This window comes from Spirosoma lituiforme (assembly GCF_054776635.1).
The window spans coordinates 237,267-251,658 of the sequence record NZ_BAAHBO010000004.1 but is presented as its reverse complement, the minus strand read 5'-3'; the positions used below and the strand labels follow the sequence as shown (position 1 = coordinate 251,658).

At 48.4% G+C, this 14,392-nt stretch carries 11 protein-coding genes and 1 tRNA gene; all 12 read right to left on the bottom strand.

The window, feature by feature from the left end:
• Window positions 1–44: 44 nt before the first annotated feature.
• On the bottom strand, window positions 45–416 hold the full coding sequence (locus ACYU87_RS16495; RefSeq protein WP_461135179.1) for an NADH-quinone oxidoreductase subunit A: 372 nt from the start codon (window positions 414–416) through the stop codon (window positions 45–47).
• A gap of 202 nt (window positions 417–618) precedes the next feature.
• A complete protein-coding gene (locus ACYU87_RS16490) occupies window positions 619–2,799 on the bottom strand; it encodes a T9SS type A sorting domain-containing protein (RefSeq protein WP_461135178.1) in 2,181 nt (726 codons plus the stop codon).
• 180 nt (window positions 2,800–2,979) lie between these two features.
• Window positions 2,980–5,946, bottom strand: a complete 2,967-nt coding sequence (locus tag ACYU87_RS16485) for a T9SS type A sorting domain-containing protein (protein ID WP_461135177.1) — start codon at window positions 5,944–5,946, stop codon at window positions 2,980–2,982.
• A gap of 59 nt (window positions 5,947–6,005) precedes the next feature.
• Window positions 6,006–7,010: a GTPase ObgE gene (obgE, locus tag ACYU87_RS16480; RefSeq protein WP_461135176.1), complete on the bottom strand. Its 1,005-nt coding sequence runs from the start codon at window positions 7,008–7,010 to the stop codon at window positions 6,006–6,008.
• A gap of 9 nt (window positions 7,011–7,019) precedes the next feature.
• Window positions 7,020–7,631 (bottom strand): adenylate kinase, encoded by a 612-nt coding sequence (locus ACYU87_RS16475; RefSeq protein ID WP_461135175.1) that lies wholly within the window; start codon window positions 7,629–7,631, stop codon window positions 7,020–7,022.
• 167 nt (window positions 7,632–7,798) lie between these two features.
• Window positions 7,799–9,568 carry a tetratricopeptide repeat protein gene (locus ACYU87_RS16470; RefSeq protein WP_461135174.1) on the bottom strand — a complete coding sequence of 590 codons (1,770 nt, stop codon included), beginning with the start codon at window positions 9,566–9,568 and terminating at the stop codon, window positions 7,799–7,801.
• A 91-nt stretch (window positions 9,569–9,659) separates the two neighbouring features.
• On the bottom strand, window positions 9,660–10,589 hold the full coding sequence (locus tag ACYU87_RS16465) for a PstS family phosphate ABC transporter substrate-binding protein (RefSeq protein WP_461135173.1): 930 nt from the start codon (window positions 10,587–10,589) through the stop codon (window positions 9,660–9,662).
• Window positions 10,590–10,808: 219 nt separating this feature from the next.
• Window positions 10,809–11,633 carry an energy transducer TonB gene (locus tag ACYU87_RS16460; RefSeq protein WP_461135172.1) on the bottom strand — a complete coding sequence of 275 codons (825 nt, stop codon included), beginning with the start codon at window positions 11,631–11,633 and terminating at the stop codon, window positions 10,809–10,811.
• 4 nt (window positions 11,634–11,637) lie between these two features.
• A complete protein-coding gene (locus ACYU87_RS16455) occupies window positions 11,638–12,174 on the bottom strand; it encodes an ExbD/TolR family protein (RefSeq protein ID WP_461135171.1) in 537 nt (178 codons plus the stop codon).
• Between the two features lie 56 nt (window positions 12,175–12,230).
• Complete coding sequence (locus ACYU87_RS16450; RefSeq protein WP_461135170.1) at window positions 12,231–12,857, bottom strand: ExbD/TolR family protein; 627 nt, start codon at window positions 12,855–12,857, stop codon at window positions 12,231–12,233.
• A gap of 16 nt (window positions 12,858–12,873) precedes the next feature.
• Window positions 12,874–13,707: a MotA/TolQ/ExbB proton channel family protein gene (locus ACYU87_RS16445; protein WP_461135169.1), complete on the bottom strand. Its 834-nt coding sequence runs from the start codon at window positions 13,705–13,707 to the stop codon at window positions 12,874–12,876.
• Between the two features lie 565 nt (window positions 13,708–14,272).
• A tRNA-Pro gene (locus ACYU87_RS16440) sits at window positions 14,273–14,346 on the bottom strand.
• Between the last annotated feature and the right edge of the window lie 46 nt (window positions 14,347–14,392).

Genomic DNA, 14,392 nt, shown 5'->3' with positions numbered 1-14,392 from the left:
TACTGTAACAACGAATAAATATGCTCTAAAATTCATTTAAATCTTTATTCCCAATTCAGAACTCCCTTGCGGATCACGTAGTAGAAACCTGCCAGAAGGAGTCCCATAAACAGCACCATTTCAATAAATCCGGTAACACCTAATCCTTTGAAATTAACCGCCCAGGGGTAAAGAAAGATAACTTCAACGTCGAACAGAACAAACAGAATGGCAATCAGGAAATACTTGATCGAAATAGGCGTACGGGCATCACCCTGCACCGGAACACCACACTCGAATGGGTCATCTTTTTTCTGACTGTTGCGCTTTGGTCCGATCGAGTGGGTCACAATCATCGTTGTTACGATGAAGCCAAGCGCCAGGCCCAGTTGAATAAGTACCGGTAAGTAATCGGCCGGAAGATAGGTTGCGTTCATACGTGTAGTTGACAGGAACGGCGCAAAGGTAGCGATAAAACCAATAAGGCCATTTAGGTACGCACTGGCGTTCGTTCCACTATCTTTCAAAGATAAGCCACAGGAATTAGTTTATCAACTCCGAACAAGCAGATGAAAGGAGCTAAAAAACAGAGGCCACTCGTTATGGAGTGGCCTCTGTTGGCAAAATTTGTAAATGACGCTATCGGTTAATGATAATGCGCCGGGATATGTCAAAATCAGCTGAATGGACGCGGATAAGATAAACTCCCTGAGCCAGTCCCGATACGTCGATGGCTTTGCGTTCATTAAGCGAAGGTACCTGCGTCGAAAAAAGCTCCTGGCCGCTTAAGGAGAAGATACTGACATCCGCGTTGTTAAGGTCTTCGATGGTTTCAATCGTGACCGAGCCACCGGTAGCCGGATTGGGGTATATGCTCAAACCACCATTCGACCGGTCGAATGCGAACGGCTTGGGCGTACTAAAGCTAGAGTAACAGGTCAGTGCCGAATTGTTCGACAGCGTGTAGGTTGTTTGCGTACGAGCTGAATAATTCGCCGAAACAACGACTTTCACAACGGCACTTCTCTGGGGAATCACCTCGCCCCCCCGGCGCCAATCGAACAGGTCTGGCTGACCACCCGTTGGGGTTGGCAGCACAGCCTGCAAACTATACGCTCCAATCTGTTCGATAGTGGGCACGGGTACTTTCGGACGGACGCTTAGGGTGATCGTGGTCGGTTGCGCCGATCTGCAGCCATACACGTTCACCGCCTGCAAGGAATACGTGCCCGACTGGCTCAAGTTAATGGTCTTGCTAACGGTTGTCGTTGTGCTTACACTCCACACACCTGTGCTGTTGGCCGATGTGTTAGCGATGAGTGACAGGCTGGAATCGGCACATACCTGTAGTTGATTAGCTACAACAGTACCTGGCTGGCTGCTGAGCGATACGGTTGGCGTTGTCGGTTGAATGGGGCTCTGTACGTCGAGCGCGGGCGACAGGTACGTGTTCCCTACTCTGTCTTTTAGAACGGCCCGGTAAACCCCCGGCTGATTGACCGAGATTGTTTGTGTTTTCTGCCCCGAACTCCAGGTATAAGAGTTATACAGGCTGGGTAAGGTAAGCGTAATGCTGTTGTTGGACGTTGCGCAGGCCACATTGACCATGGGCTGAGGCAGGGGTGGGAGCGGGCGTGAGCTGGAAAAGAAAACCGCATTCATGCTCGCAAACCAGGCTTGTCCCAAATCATTAAGGCCCTTATCGCCTGGGTTATTGGTTGTCCGGTTGCCGAAGTGAACGTCGTCGAAACGCGGAATCTGAATGTTATCTGTAAAGGGCCCGGCAAATACGTTGTTGTTATACGTATTGATTACGTCGTTTTGTGCCTGAATAATGTCCTGACTGACCTGCCCATTGTTGTAAGAGGAACGGGCAAGCACCCAGGCAGGATATCGGTCGGTATCGACGCGTGTCTTATTCACCAGATACTGCATGTTATCGGCATAATCTTTCCGGGTGGAGTGGAGCGGAAAGTTGTCGAACTCACCCTGTTGCCACAAAACAGCCCTTAATCCCTGAAGCGAGCAGTAGTAGCGTAACGCGATAACCAGGTTAGCATAAGGCATACCCGTCGGGAAGTTCTCATTCGGTGTACCTAAAGCAAATAGGTTCTTTGTGACCTTGCCATCGGCACTTTCTCGCCAGTTCTGGATGGTGGTCCCCTGCCAGGCAGTGTTGATAAACAGAACGGGAACATTGTACTGCTTTACCAGTAGGTCGCCCAGGTAACCCCAGCACCACGCACTTTGTCCACGAGGACCAATGAGGGAGGTAGCGGTTAGCTGCTGGAACGTTGGTGCCGGAGGGTCGCTTAGTGAGTTCGCTGTGCTGTTATCATAACTGACACAGTTGACTCGGTCGTCGCCAGCGCCCACGGCACCGTAATTCTGGAAACCCTGCGCATTCGACTGGCCCGTTATAATGAATACCTCGCCAATCCCTACTTTGCGAACTACGCTGGTACCGGTTACGACACCACCGGCAAAGGACTGTACTTCCAGACGATACCAGCCGCCTTTTGCCCGTAAAGAACCCTGAAAAATCCCGCCCTGCGAACCTCGCTGGATAGTGACCCAGTTTGTATTCGTACCCTGATTAGTTTCTTCGGCCTGAACGCGCGCCTGTACACTGTCAACTGGCTGGTACAAACTTCCTGATAGGTAAATAGTACTGGTGTTATCGTTTTCGCGCTGGAAAATAGCCCGGCTTTCAGGATATGTAATTTTTATCACCTGGCTGGCAGTCTGAGCGGATACCCGCCTATTAACGACGATCAAACTGACTGCCAGCAGAAGAATTAGACAATAACGGTTTCTCATTTGTGTTTTTCAATAACTTTTTATGATGAGCTTCTATCTACCCGGTAAGTAAATAAGGGTATAGGCCAAAACAAACCGCTGTTTAGTACAGAATAGGGTACTAGACAGGGGTTTGTTTTCCCAATAAAGTGCAAAATTAAAGTTAATTTCTATGAATAAACGGTTACCGTACAATTAATATTACAATCCGACCAGAATTCGTTTAGAAACGTCAAAACCAGACGCTTGTACCCGTAAAATATAAGAACCCGAGGGGAGACCGGTTAAAATAAGCTGCTTACGTTCGTCAAATACAGGAACGACTGCTGTCAGCGTTACCTGGCCGGTTAAGGTATAAACGGTAATGGTCGCATTGGTCAGGTTAGCCTGCGTTTCCAGAGTCAGAATTTTGTCTGGATTTGGGTTTGGATAAATACTCAGCCCCCTGTTATTGGCATCAATGGTAAAGGTGATTGGCGACGATAGAGCCGAAAAACAAGTCAGCGTCTGTGAATAAACAGTAGAAGCGCGCGCAGTGTAAAGGCCGGACTGATTTGCTTTAATGATGGCTGTCTGGGCAGCTAACGAGTCGTTACCCACGCGCCAGCGAAACTGCGTTCCGTTCGTGGAGCTTACTGCTTCCAGGGTATACGTACCAATGATATTGATGGTTGGAGCGGGAGGCAGTGGCCTCGTCTCGACCGTAATAGAGCCTGCCTGCAGGGATCGGCATCCATTTACATCGCGAACACTGGCCGAATACGTACCCGGCGTGCCCGTCGTGATGCGCTGTGTGGAGTCGCCAGTGCTCCAGAAGACGGTGTACGATCCATCGACCCGCAAAGTAGCGCGGTCTCCCTCGCATATAATTGGCGATGGGTTGGCTAAAATAACTGGCGTAGCTGGTAGTGGATTAACTTTTACGGCCAGTACAGATGAGTACGGAGACAGGCAACCGTTTTGGTCACGCGCCTGAGCCGCATAATTTCCTGATGTAGCAACCACAATGGTTTTGTCTGTTTGACCACTCGACCAAACGATGTCTATTGGACTGCTTGCGGTTAAGGTAACCCGGTTGCCTTCACAAAAGGTCGTTGCTCCCGCAGCCGAGACAGAAGGAGTAGACGGCAGCGGGTTTACCTTGATGGCTACAATGTCCGACTGTACGGAACTGCATCCGTACTCGTTGGTCGTACGTACCCCAAAATTGCCCGACTGACTAAGGGTAATGCTCTGGCTGGTCTGGCCGCTTGTCCACTGGTAAGCTACATTTTGCGGAGCCGTCAGCGTAATGGTACGATCGGCACAGAACGTTGTCGGACCGCTTGCCGCGATCACGGGCTTAACAGGAACCGGATTTGCTGTCACGACAATCGTGTTGGATTGTGCTGACGTACAGCCGTTTTGGTCGGTTACTGTCAGGAAATAATTGCCCGAGTTTCCAACACTAACGACTTTATTGGTCTGACCATCACTCCAATTGTATTTAACATTATCTGCACTGGCTCGTAGTGTTGTGTTGTCGCCCTGGCAGAACGTCGTCGATTTCTCATTGGAAATAGTAGGCGTCGCGGGTAGCGGATTTACGGTAACATTCAACGTATTTGACGTAAAATCGCAACCGCTTATGTCCCGATAACGAACGTAGTATACGCCTGCCGAAACGGTGCTAAAGGAGCGCGATGTGGCAACGGTCTGATTTGTCTGCTGATTGATCCAGCTTACGTTATCGTAGTTTGTTGTCAGGGCCAAGCTACTGCCAATGCATACTGAAGGTGGGCCATTGTTGCTGGTGGCGGCTACGGGGGCATCCGATACTCTGACGTATCCGGTCAAAAGAGTGTTGCCCTGGGCATCTTTCACCTTAGCCCGGTAAGTACCCGCGCCTTTCGTGATGGTATTGCCTGATTCACCCGATTCCCAGAGCACGCTTGCGTAACTTCCATTTACTGAAAGCGTCAGGTTATTATTGCTGGCGCAGGCAACCGAAAGTGCAGGAGCTAATTTTGGACTGATAGGGGTGGCACTCTGAAAAAATCCATCCGTTAAACTGCCGTTCCAGGCATTGGCTACTTCAATAAGGCCATTGTAGTCGAAATGAAAGCCCTCAGCATCATTGAGCGGTGGTCGATTCCGGGGTACCTGGATCGCATCAGTGGAGGGACCGGCGAAGACATTAGTGGTTGTGGCAATAACCTGATTTTGTCCTGCAATGACGTTTGCATCGACACCAAAATTATCGCCGTACGATGATCGCGCCACTACCCAGGGAACGGCCTGTCCGAAGTCAGTGCGGCTCCGGGCGATTACGGCCTGAAGCTGGTTAACATACTGACTGGTTGATACATTTAATAAATTATCGGTTTCGCCCTGCTCCCACAGAACAGCCCGAACTCCGAGCGAGTTGGCATAAAACTGGAGGGCAATTTTAAGATTGATGTAAGGCTGACGAGGTAAGTAAGCTCCACCCGGACCATAGGCCGTACCTCCTTCGGGAGCACTATCAATCCAGTTCTGTGATGATGTACCGGTATAAGCCGCATTAAAAAACATGACCGGTACGTTCAACCGTTTTACCAGAAGGTCGCCTAGCTGGCCCCAGCACCAGCTACCCATACCTCGGGGGGCAATGGTAAAACCGGCAGAATTATCGAGCATTGTATAAACTGGAGTCGGCGGGTCGCCGGGGAATCCATTATCGGGGTAGCGATAATTTACGCAGTTTACCCGGTCGTTTTGCGGATTTGGCGCATTTTGATGGATTCCCTGCGCATTTGACTGACCAGCTATGACAAATACCTCGCCAACGCCAACACGTTCAATGGTTGTTGTGCTGCCTACCTGCTGATCGCCGTTCATACCCCGTACGTCGAGGTTATACCAGCCACCCGATCCGGTTATGTTGCCCGCAAATACACCGCCCGCCGGATTGCCCTGTATGGTTTGCCAATCTACCGAACTTCCCTGCCCATCCCGCGCCTGCAATCTGGCCTCAACTCTGGTTATGGCTGTCGTATAATAACCTGTAATACGGATAGTGGCCTGGTTGGCATTGTTACGTTGAAGAACCGCGCGATTTGTAGGAAAAGAAACCTGAATCTGGGCTATTGCTAAAAATGGGAGCAATAAAATAAAGGCCGTACCTAACGTTACGGAAACATTTTTCATAGTAATTTAAGGCACAACCTGCCTGCCAGGCAGTTGTTGATAAACAGATACGGGTATAATCAGACTGGCTCGATACTTGTCAGATTTTGCCAGATAATATCCTTTAATTCGTCCAGGCCTCGTTGGCTCACGGCAGAGATATAAGCAACCGGTACTTTTTTAGGTAAATCACTCGCCAATTTCTGGCGGGCTTCCTCGTCAATGAGGTCTATTTTTGTAATAGCCAGTAAACGCGTTTTATCCATTAGTTCCGGATTGAACTCGCGCAACTCATTTAATAACGTATTATATTCCTGTCGAATATTTTCTGAGGTGGCTGAAATCAAAAAAAGTAGTATTGAGTTTCGTTCGATATGGCGCAGAAAGCGTAATCCCAAACCTTTCCCCTGCGAAGCGCCTTCGATAATTCCCGGAATATCAGCCATTACAAACGATTTGTAATCTCTGTACGCTACGACCCCTAAATTGGGAACAAGGGTTGTAAAAGGGTAGTCGGCAATTTCGGGTCGGGCAGCTGACAAGACAGATAGTAAGGTAGATTTTCCTGCGTTCGGAAAGCCAACCAAGCCAACATCAGCCAATAATTTCAGTTCCAGTACAACCCATTCTTCACGACCGGGCTCGCCGGGCTGTGCATAATCAGGCGCTTGCTGCGTAGGTGTTTTGAAATGGTCATTTCCCATGCCGCCCCTGCCACCGGGAAAAAGAATGATCTCCTGACCTTCTTCTGTGATCTCAGCCAGCTTTTCGCTTGTTTCCGGATCGCGGGCAATGGTGCCAAGCGGCACTTCCAGAATGACGTCCTCTCCCTGGGCACCGCTCCGCCGGCCGCCTTCACCGGCCACGCCATGACCCGCCTTTACGTGCTTACGGTATTTTAAGTGCAAAAGCGTCCAGAGTTGCGAATTTCCCCGCAGAATGATATGACCACCCCGACCACCATCTCCACCGTCGGGTCCACCTTTTGGAGTATGCTTTTCTCGGCGAAAGTGAACGGAACCTGCACCGCCCGCGCCCGAGCGACAATTTATTTTTACGTAATCAATGAAATTTGATGAAGCCATAATTGCTGTTTACTGTGCAACTGACCCATCGATTTGATGACATATTTCGTTGAAAATACCGTCGATCTCACCGATGCCGTCAATGGCCGCGAATTTCTCCTGCTGATTATAGTAATCAGCTACCGGAGCCGTCTTGTCATTATATTCTCTTATCCGACGACGAATCAGTTCTTCGTCCTGATCGTCTGGCCGGCCGGAGGTTTGTCCCCGGAGTAAAAGCCGCCGTGTCAGTTCTTCACTATCTACGACAAGCGCAATCATTTTGGTTATTCTGGTATTGTGCTGATCCAACAACTCATCAAGCGCTTTAGCCTGTGGTACCGTTCTGGGAAACCCATCAAAAATGAACCCCCCGGCAGATTGGTCCGTCGATGCGGATGTGGTCACTGATTTATTTTCCCGTAGCTTGCTCTCGATCATGCCGATGACCACTTCATCGGGCACCAATAAACCCTGATCCATCAATTGTTTGGCCTGTAATCCCAGCTCAGTACCAGCGGCAATTTGCGATCGTAACAAATCACCCGTCGATAGGTGAATTAAGTTATACTTTTTTATTAGATACTCGCTTTGGGTTCCTTTCCCGGCACCCGGGGGGCCAAACAGTACAAGATTAAGCATACGGTTCTTATGGTAGTGTCGATCTGTCAAAAAATGCGCTCGCAAAGTTACGATAGCCTTTGATAAAATCGCTGTATTCCCTGATAGCCACACGCTTTATTCCACTATAACAAAAAAAGCGCGGGTAGTATACCCACGCTTTTTTATGTATCGGTCAAAAAATTAGCCTACTTGGTAGCTGTTTTTTTCTTGACAGGTGCTTTTGGAGCCGTTCTGTTTGTTGGTGTCGGTGCTGCTTTCGGACCTTCCAATGCCCGCTTAACACTCTCATCATTCGGATCGATTGCCAGAACTTTTTCGAAATATTCTTTCGCTTTGGCATCATCTTTTTTCAGAAGGGCAAAACCAGCCAGTGCTTTATAAGATGTTATCAAATAGCGTTTGTAATCCGTTTTGTCCGTCGAATCGGGCGATAATGCCTGTTCAATGAATTTTTCATACAACGGACCTGCTGTGCTAGCCGCTTTCTCCTGATCTTTCGGATAGGCGTAGTAGTTAGCCCCCGCACGATAATAGTAGGCTAGGGGGTACTTCTTCCCATCAGATTCAATTTTCTGCGCCATTAAAGCAAAAGCTGAATCAGCCCGCAGGTAATACTGCTGTTTTACCTGGCGAATCTGTGCGGTATCCATTGGGGCCGCCAAGCTATCCCGACCAACTCGTGGAGCATACTGGTAATTGGCAAGACCCAACCACAGATAGTCGTTATTCTGCGGTTTTTTGTCGTTCTGAATCGTTTTTACGTAGTAACTGGCGGCCTTGTCGTAACGCTTGGTATCGTAGTATTTCTTACCAATTTCACGGTACAGATTCTCCGTCGTATCCATAGGAGCGGCTTTCTCCAGATTGACGATACTCATCGAATCGCCCTGCGGTGTGCCTAACTGCGCTTGCGCCCGGCCCAGGTATTTGTAATCGTCAGCCATCACTTTCTGTGGCGCTGTCGAGATAAACCGGTTGAGTGACTCAACTGATTCAGCGTTTTTACCCAAAGCACTGTAAGCCCAGCCATACATCCGGTCAATAATCGGGTTGTTGATTTTCCCTTTCAACTGATCCAAGTAAGCAATGGCTCCCTGATAATCCTGAGCCAGGAACTTATAACGAGCTACGTCGAGCAATTGCTCTGGATCGGTCGTACCACTCTTCTGTACATACAGTTCGTAGTTTTGGGCAGCTGCCTTGTACGCACGGGAGTTTGCCAGCGCATCGGCGTAGGCACGATAGGTAGGAGCAAACTCGGGATCATTTTGAATCGCCAGTTTAAAAAACTCCTGTGCTTTAGCGTAGTTTTTACCACGCAGATACAGACGACCAATCTTGTAATTGGCTTCGGCCAGGCTAGGGCTGATCGCCAAGGCGTTTTCGTATTTCGTGATGGCATTACCACCATCGTTTTTCAGGAAGTACGCATCGCCCATCAACATCTCGATTTCGGCGTTTTCGTTCTTCTTGTCTTTTTCGTCAGCAACGGTCAACAAGTTTAGAGCAGCAGCCGGATCATTTTGTTTTGGCTGGTCCGATAGTGTGTACATTTCAGCACCACGGATCAAAACATCCTGATTCTTGCTCTTCGTCTGGGCAACAGCGTTATCAATAAGCGATTTAGCGGTAGCGCCGTCGCCTTTAGCCAAAGCCACACCAGCCAGACCAATGTTGTTTAATTGGTTCTTCGCATCGGCAGCTGCTCCTTTTTCAAAGGTTGCTTTCGCCTTATCCAACTGACCGCTTCTCAGGTAATAATAACCCAGATAAAATTGATTGTCAGCCGTCGGCGCACTGGTGGCTAACTGCGTCAGCGTTTGCCCCGCCTTAGTATATCGCTCAGCCTCTACGTCTTTCAGGGCTGTCTGAACGTCCTGCGCCATTAAAGGGGCCGTCATAGTTGCCCCAACGAACAGGATGGTCATCAGCGATTGCTTCTGGTTGTTCATCATGTAATTCAAGTTGGAAATTAGGGGATTTTGTTAGTACCTATTAAACGAATTAGCAAATCTAAAAAATTGCAGGCAAACCTAAAAAACTTACTTATTTAGTAATGTTTATTACGCGATCGTAAGGGATTCTGGGCCATAAGCCCAATTTGCCAATGATTAGTGAACCAGCATCTCTAACGACGTAGTTGATCAGCCCCCCACCCAATCCAGGGTGTGTTTCTCTGCTTATGATGTAGACTGGTCTGCGTAACGGATAGCGTTGCATGCCCAGGTCTTCCTGAAACGGTTGAAAATAATCATCTCGTTTCGTTGGGTTCTCTTTGCCCGACACCCCCATGACCCGCAAGTCTTTGGCCAGTTCTACGGACAGTGGTTCATCGCTGTCGCTAATCCAATTCACGCCAATGAAACCCAGTGCCGATGGGTTCTTGCGTACGAAGTTTATGACTTCCCGATTCGAACGTGTCGTAAAGATTCGTATGTTATTAACATTTTTAATCTTAAACGTGTTCAAAACGAATTCCAAATTGCTGGAATTGTTGTTGTCGAACACCAGCGTAATCGGGCTGCTTTGGTTACCATTCTTCAACTGATTCCAGGTTTTCACCTGTCCCTCAAAAACGCGTTGTAACTCCGCCATTGTTATCAGGCTGTCTGTATTTGCCTTATTAACAAGGAGGGCTACGCCATCAGTCGCAATTTTCTCAGTCAAGCCTTTGATCTTGTTTTTATCAAATACGGCCCGTTCATTAGGTCTAAGCGGGCGAGTCGTGAACACAAGCCGGGCGCTATCGTGAAGCATCATATTGATGGCTTCCTGCTCAGGTTTGAAGACTACATCGAAATGAACGTTTGGATAAATCCCGGCATAAGCTGAAGTCAACTGGGTGACCAGCGGTTGAAAGGATTCGTCGGCTGCAATAACAATGTTTCCGCGCGAGGGATTGTCCAGCGGTGGTTTTCCGTCGCTACAGCTCATCAAACCAGCCAGTAGTGTGATACCCAGAAGTTGCTTAATCATCTTCCTGAAAACGTAGATAAGCCCGGTACGCTCGAAAAGCGCCGTACACAAACAGTAAAATTCCCATGCTGTACCGAAATAGGCCGGGTTCTGGGAGCACCCCAAAAGACTGAGAGGAGGCAATCAGTCCGATGCCTCCTCCCAAGTATGCCAGTGAGGCCAATACTGAAATATACAGCGTTAGCCGCGCTGGACCTCGATTTTGTCCGCGCATAGGGTTTATTCCAGCGTGAAGTTGATCGGTAAGTTGTATTTCACCCGAACCGGCCGACCTGACTGTTTGCCAGGACGCCATTTCGGCATGCCTTTTACTACGCGCTGTGCCTCTTCATCTGTGCCAAAGCCCAGACCTTTCAGCACCTGTACATCCTGAATACTACCATCCGTGTTCACCACGAAGCTTACAAATACCCGCCCGGCCACGTTAGCCCGTTGAGCCGCTGCTGGATAGCGCAGGTTTTTGCTTAGATACTGACCAAGAGCAGCCATACCACCGCTAAACTCAGGTTGCTGTTCAACCACCGTAAAGATTTCTTCTTCTTTCGGGGCGGCTTCTACGGCAACTTCCACTTTTGTTGGAGCCGCCGATGCTTCGGGTGCTGCAATAATGTTTTCGGCATTTGGGTCACCTTCCTGCGTTTTTTCAGCAGCAACGGCTTCTTTCAATTCCTCAACAGCCGGTGGTGGCGTTTCTTCGGGTACTTCCTCATCCGGTTTTACTTCCGGCGGGAGGAATTTCACCGTGTTTACTTTCGGTAATTCTACCGGCGGTGGTGGCGGTGGTGGTGGTTCGTTCGGGTCAATTGGTGGCGGTGGCAATTTCATCAAGTCCACCTCTACCATTGCCTGTTCTTCTTTCTCCGGAGTTAGAGCGGTAATGATCGTTGGAGTTAATACACCTAGCGTAAACAGAATACCGCCGATAATCAGCGCCCGTGTTACGGTTTTAGGGTACGTCTTCCGAAGATCATAAGCACCATATGCTTTGTTCCGGTTAGCAAACACGATATCATCGAGCGTTGCCTGGGATTCTAGTTCTGCCATGGTGTTATGCGTCTAATTGTACTTTGTCTTTGAGAAGTTTCTTCTCGTCCGGAGTGAGTACATCCACGAGGGCGTACCGCTTAAGTTTCGTAATCGCCATCTCGTCCAGAACATCAACCATGTTTTTGTAGGTTGATTGCTTTGTTGGCTTGATAACGACGACGAACTTCTCGCCACCTACTTTCTTTGCGTTCTCCTGAAGTGCCTGGCGGAATTCGTAGCCATACCCAACGGTTTTTACTTCAGGATCTTCGTTAGCGGCTTTCCCGAAAATGTAATGCGCCTTGTTGTCTTTCCCCAGAAAGATCGTCATTACGTTGGACGCCTTAATCGGCTCCGTTTCCTCTGTTTTTGTTTTATCCGGCACGTTGAGCGTCATCGAAGATGGTTTGCTCAGGGTGGTGGCCAAGATGAAGAAGGTAATCAGGAGAAATCCCAGGTCAACCATGGGTGTCATATCCACACGGGTTGACGCTTTCTTTGACCGTACCTTACCACCTTCATGTTTACCACCACCACCGCCGGTATTAATTTCTGCCATGTTTTCTTAACAGATTCGCGTGGTGAAAATCGACTATAGTTGCAGTCGCTAGGCACTTAATCAGCTTTCCAACCAGCCGGGGGCGCTTCTGTGCCCGTAATCAGGTTGAACTTGTTGATGTTCTGTGCTTGTAGCGTAGCTAATACGTTCTTGAACTCGGGGAATTTAGCGAGGTTGTCGCCTTTCAACGCAATTCGAAGATTGTTGTTAGCCTTACGGGCATTGTAAACCCATTCTTTTAATTCATTCGTTGGCGCTGCGCCGGTCGAATCTGTTGGAATACCAGGCTGTTTGATCTTACCCTGCTGTTCCTTGGGCAGGTTCAGGAAAGACTTCAACTGATTGATTGGTAATCCAAAGTTAGACATTAGAGAGAACTCCTTTTTCTCATTATCGGTGAAAGAAAGTCCTTTCGCGGCAGCAATGTTATCCAGCATGGCAATGCGGTTTTGCGCATTGTCGATACCGAAATAGACTTTGCCATCTCTACCAAGACCAATGGTCATGATATCGTTATCGGGGACTTTGATCCCGGAGATAGACGAAGGTGTTTCGATGGCGGCAGCATCCTGCGACCGGAACTGGGCCGTAAGGATGAAGAACGTCAGGAGGAGAAACGCCACGTCTGTCATCGCGGTCATGTCCACTGAAGAACTGGCGCGTTTTACTTTAACTGCTGGCATAAGTTATTCTGAAATTTTAGTAATGAGCGGCAAAGTTCTGCTGAATGCTCAGGCCGATTTCATCGATGTTGTAGGTTAACACGTCAATACGGCTGGTGAAGTAGCTATACATGATCGTGGCAATAGCAGCTGTACCGATGCCAAGAGCCGTGTTTACAAGAGCCTCAGAGATACCCGTCGAAAGCGCACCTGTGTCAGGCTGTCCCGTAGCACCCATGGCTGCGAAAGCGCGAATCATACCAAGTACGGTACCAAGCAGGGCGATCAGTGTCGAAACCGAAGCAAGCGTAGCGATGATAGTCAGGTTTTTTTCCAGCATCGGCAATTCCAGCGTCGTAGCTTCTTCTACTTCTTTCTGCAGGGCAGCCAGTTTCTGTTCTTTGTCCAACTGCGTGTCGGTAGCTAACTGCTGGTACTTAACAAGGGCAGATTTTACAACGTTACCGATCGAACCTTTCTGACGGTCGCACTCCTGGATAGCAGCGGCAACTTCGTTACGGTCGAGGAGGCTTTTGATTTTCCGAACAAAATCGTCGATCGAACCAGATCCGTTTGCGCGGCCAATGGTGATGAAACGCTCAATTGAGAATACCAGTACCGTTAGAAAACAGGTAAACAGAATTGGTACGATAAAGCCTCCCTTGTAAACTGTACCGAAATAGTCGCCGGGAAGTGGTTCTTTCGTATTGTCGCCCTCCTGGAAGTGGCTGCCATCACCGAAGACGAACATGTACGTCAGGATACCGATCAACAACAATACCGGAATTACTAACGCGGGGTTAAGACCACCTGACTTCTTTTTTGGTGCCGCTGCTTTGGCGGGTGCTGGAGAAGGAGTTTGTGTTTTCATTGGAACTGGACTGTAGGGTTAAATATTAAAAGTTGGTTTACCCGGTAAAAAAAGTGAAAAATTTAGACTCTTTCGGTTTGTGCATCTAAATTTTTAAAGGAAATGCCTTCAAACCTCCACAAAAATATGTGTTTTCTGCCAATAACAACACAATTCTTAAAGTCTATTGTTTCTACTTTATTGTAGTCCAGCAACATATAGTTGGATAGAAATCACTTCCTGGTCGAACAACTACCTCCTGTAAAGGTCGCATAACGCCTTGTTTCTCAACCGACACACCAGAAAAAACTCGTTTGGAGTCCTTATTCATAACGGGTTAGGGCGGAGCGTGACTCATAAAATAATTGTTAAGATTATTAAAAGGTGTCTTTTGTAATAGCTATTCGAACTCTTTCAGGATAGATGCCGTGACCTCCTGAATTCCATAAAAAGATTCAAAAATTATTTGTGAACAGGGGAAAGTGGCCTCGCAATGGCCGCTTAACAAGTCTGTCGCGGGGAGGAAAACCTTTTTAAAGGCATAAAAAAAGAGAGATGCCTTGATTGCATCTCTCTTGAACTGTTGTCGGGAAGGCGGGATTCGAACCCACGACCTCTTGCACCCCATGCAAGCACGCTACCGGACTGCGCTACATCCCGAATTGGTTGGCAAAGGTAATGAAGAGTGTAGAATGAACAATGAAGA

What these genes read in the sequence shown, in the direction of transcription:
- ACYU87_RS16450 (WP_461135170.1), bottom strand. Translation starts at nt 12,857, where the DNA reads ATGCCAGCAGTTAAAGTAAAACGCGCCAGTTCTTCAGTGGACATGACC.
- ACYU87_RS16460 (WP_461135172.1), bottom strand. Translation starts at nt 11,633, where the DNA reads ATGGCAGAACTAGAATCCCAGGCAACGCTCGATGATATCGTGTTTGCT.
- ACYU87_RS16445 (WP_461135169.1), bottom strand. Translation starts at nt 13,707, where the DNA reads ATGAAAACACAAACTCCTTCTCCAGCACCCGCCAAAGCAGCGGCACCA.
- ACYU87_RS16475 (WP_461135175.1), bottom strand. Translation starts at nt 7,631, where the DNA reads ATGCTTAATCTTGTACTGTTTGGCCCCCCGGGTGCCGGGAAAGGAACC.
- ACYU87_RS16470 (WP_461135174.1), bottom strand. Translation starts at nt 9,568, where the DNA reads ATGATGAACAACCAGAAGCAATCGCTGATGACCATCCTGTTCGTTGGG.
- ACYU87_RS16485 (WP_461135177.1), bottom strand. Translation starts at nt 5,946, where the DNA reads ATGAAAAATGTTTCCGTAACGTTAGGTACGGCCTTTATTTTATTGCTC.
- ACYU87_RS16455 (WP_461135171.1), bottom strand. Translation starts at nt 12,174, where the DNA reads ATGGCAGAAATTAATACCGGCGGTGGTGGTGGTAAACATGAAGGTGGT.
- ACYU87_RS16495 (WP_461135179.1), bottom strand. Translation starts at nt 416, where the DNA reads ATGAACGCAACCTATCTTCCGGCCGATTACTTACCGGTACTTATTCAA.
- ACYU87_RS16465 (WP_461135173.1), bottom strand. Translation starts at nt 10,589, where the DNA reads ATGATTAAGCAACTTCTGGGTATCACACTACTGGCTGGTTTGATGAGC.
- obgE (WP_461135176.1), bottom strand. Translation starts at nt 7,010, where the DNA reads ATGGCTTCATCAAATTTCATTGATTACGTAAAAATAAATTGTCGCTCG.
- ACYU87_RS16490 (WP_461135178.1), bottom strand. Translation starts at nt 2,799, where the DNA reads ATGAGAAACCGTTATTGTCTAATTCTTCTGCTGGCAGTCAGTTTGATC.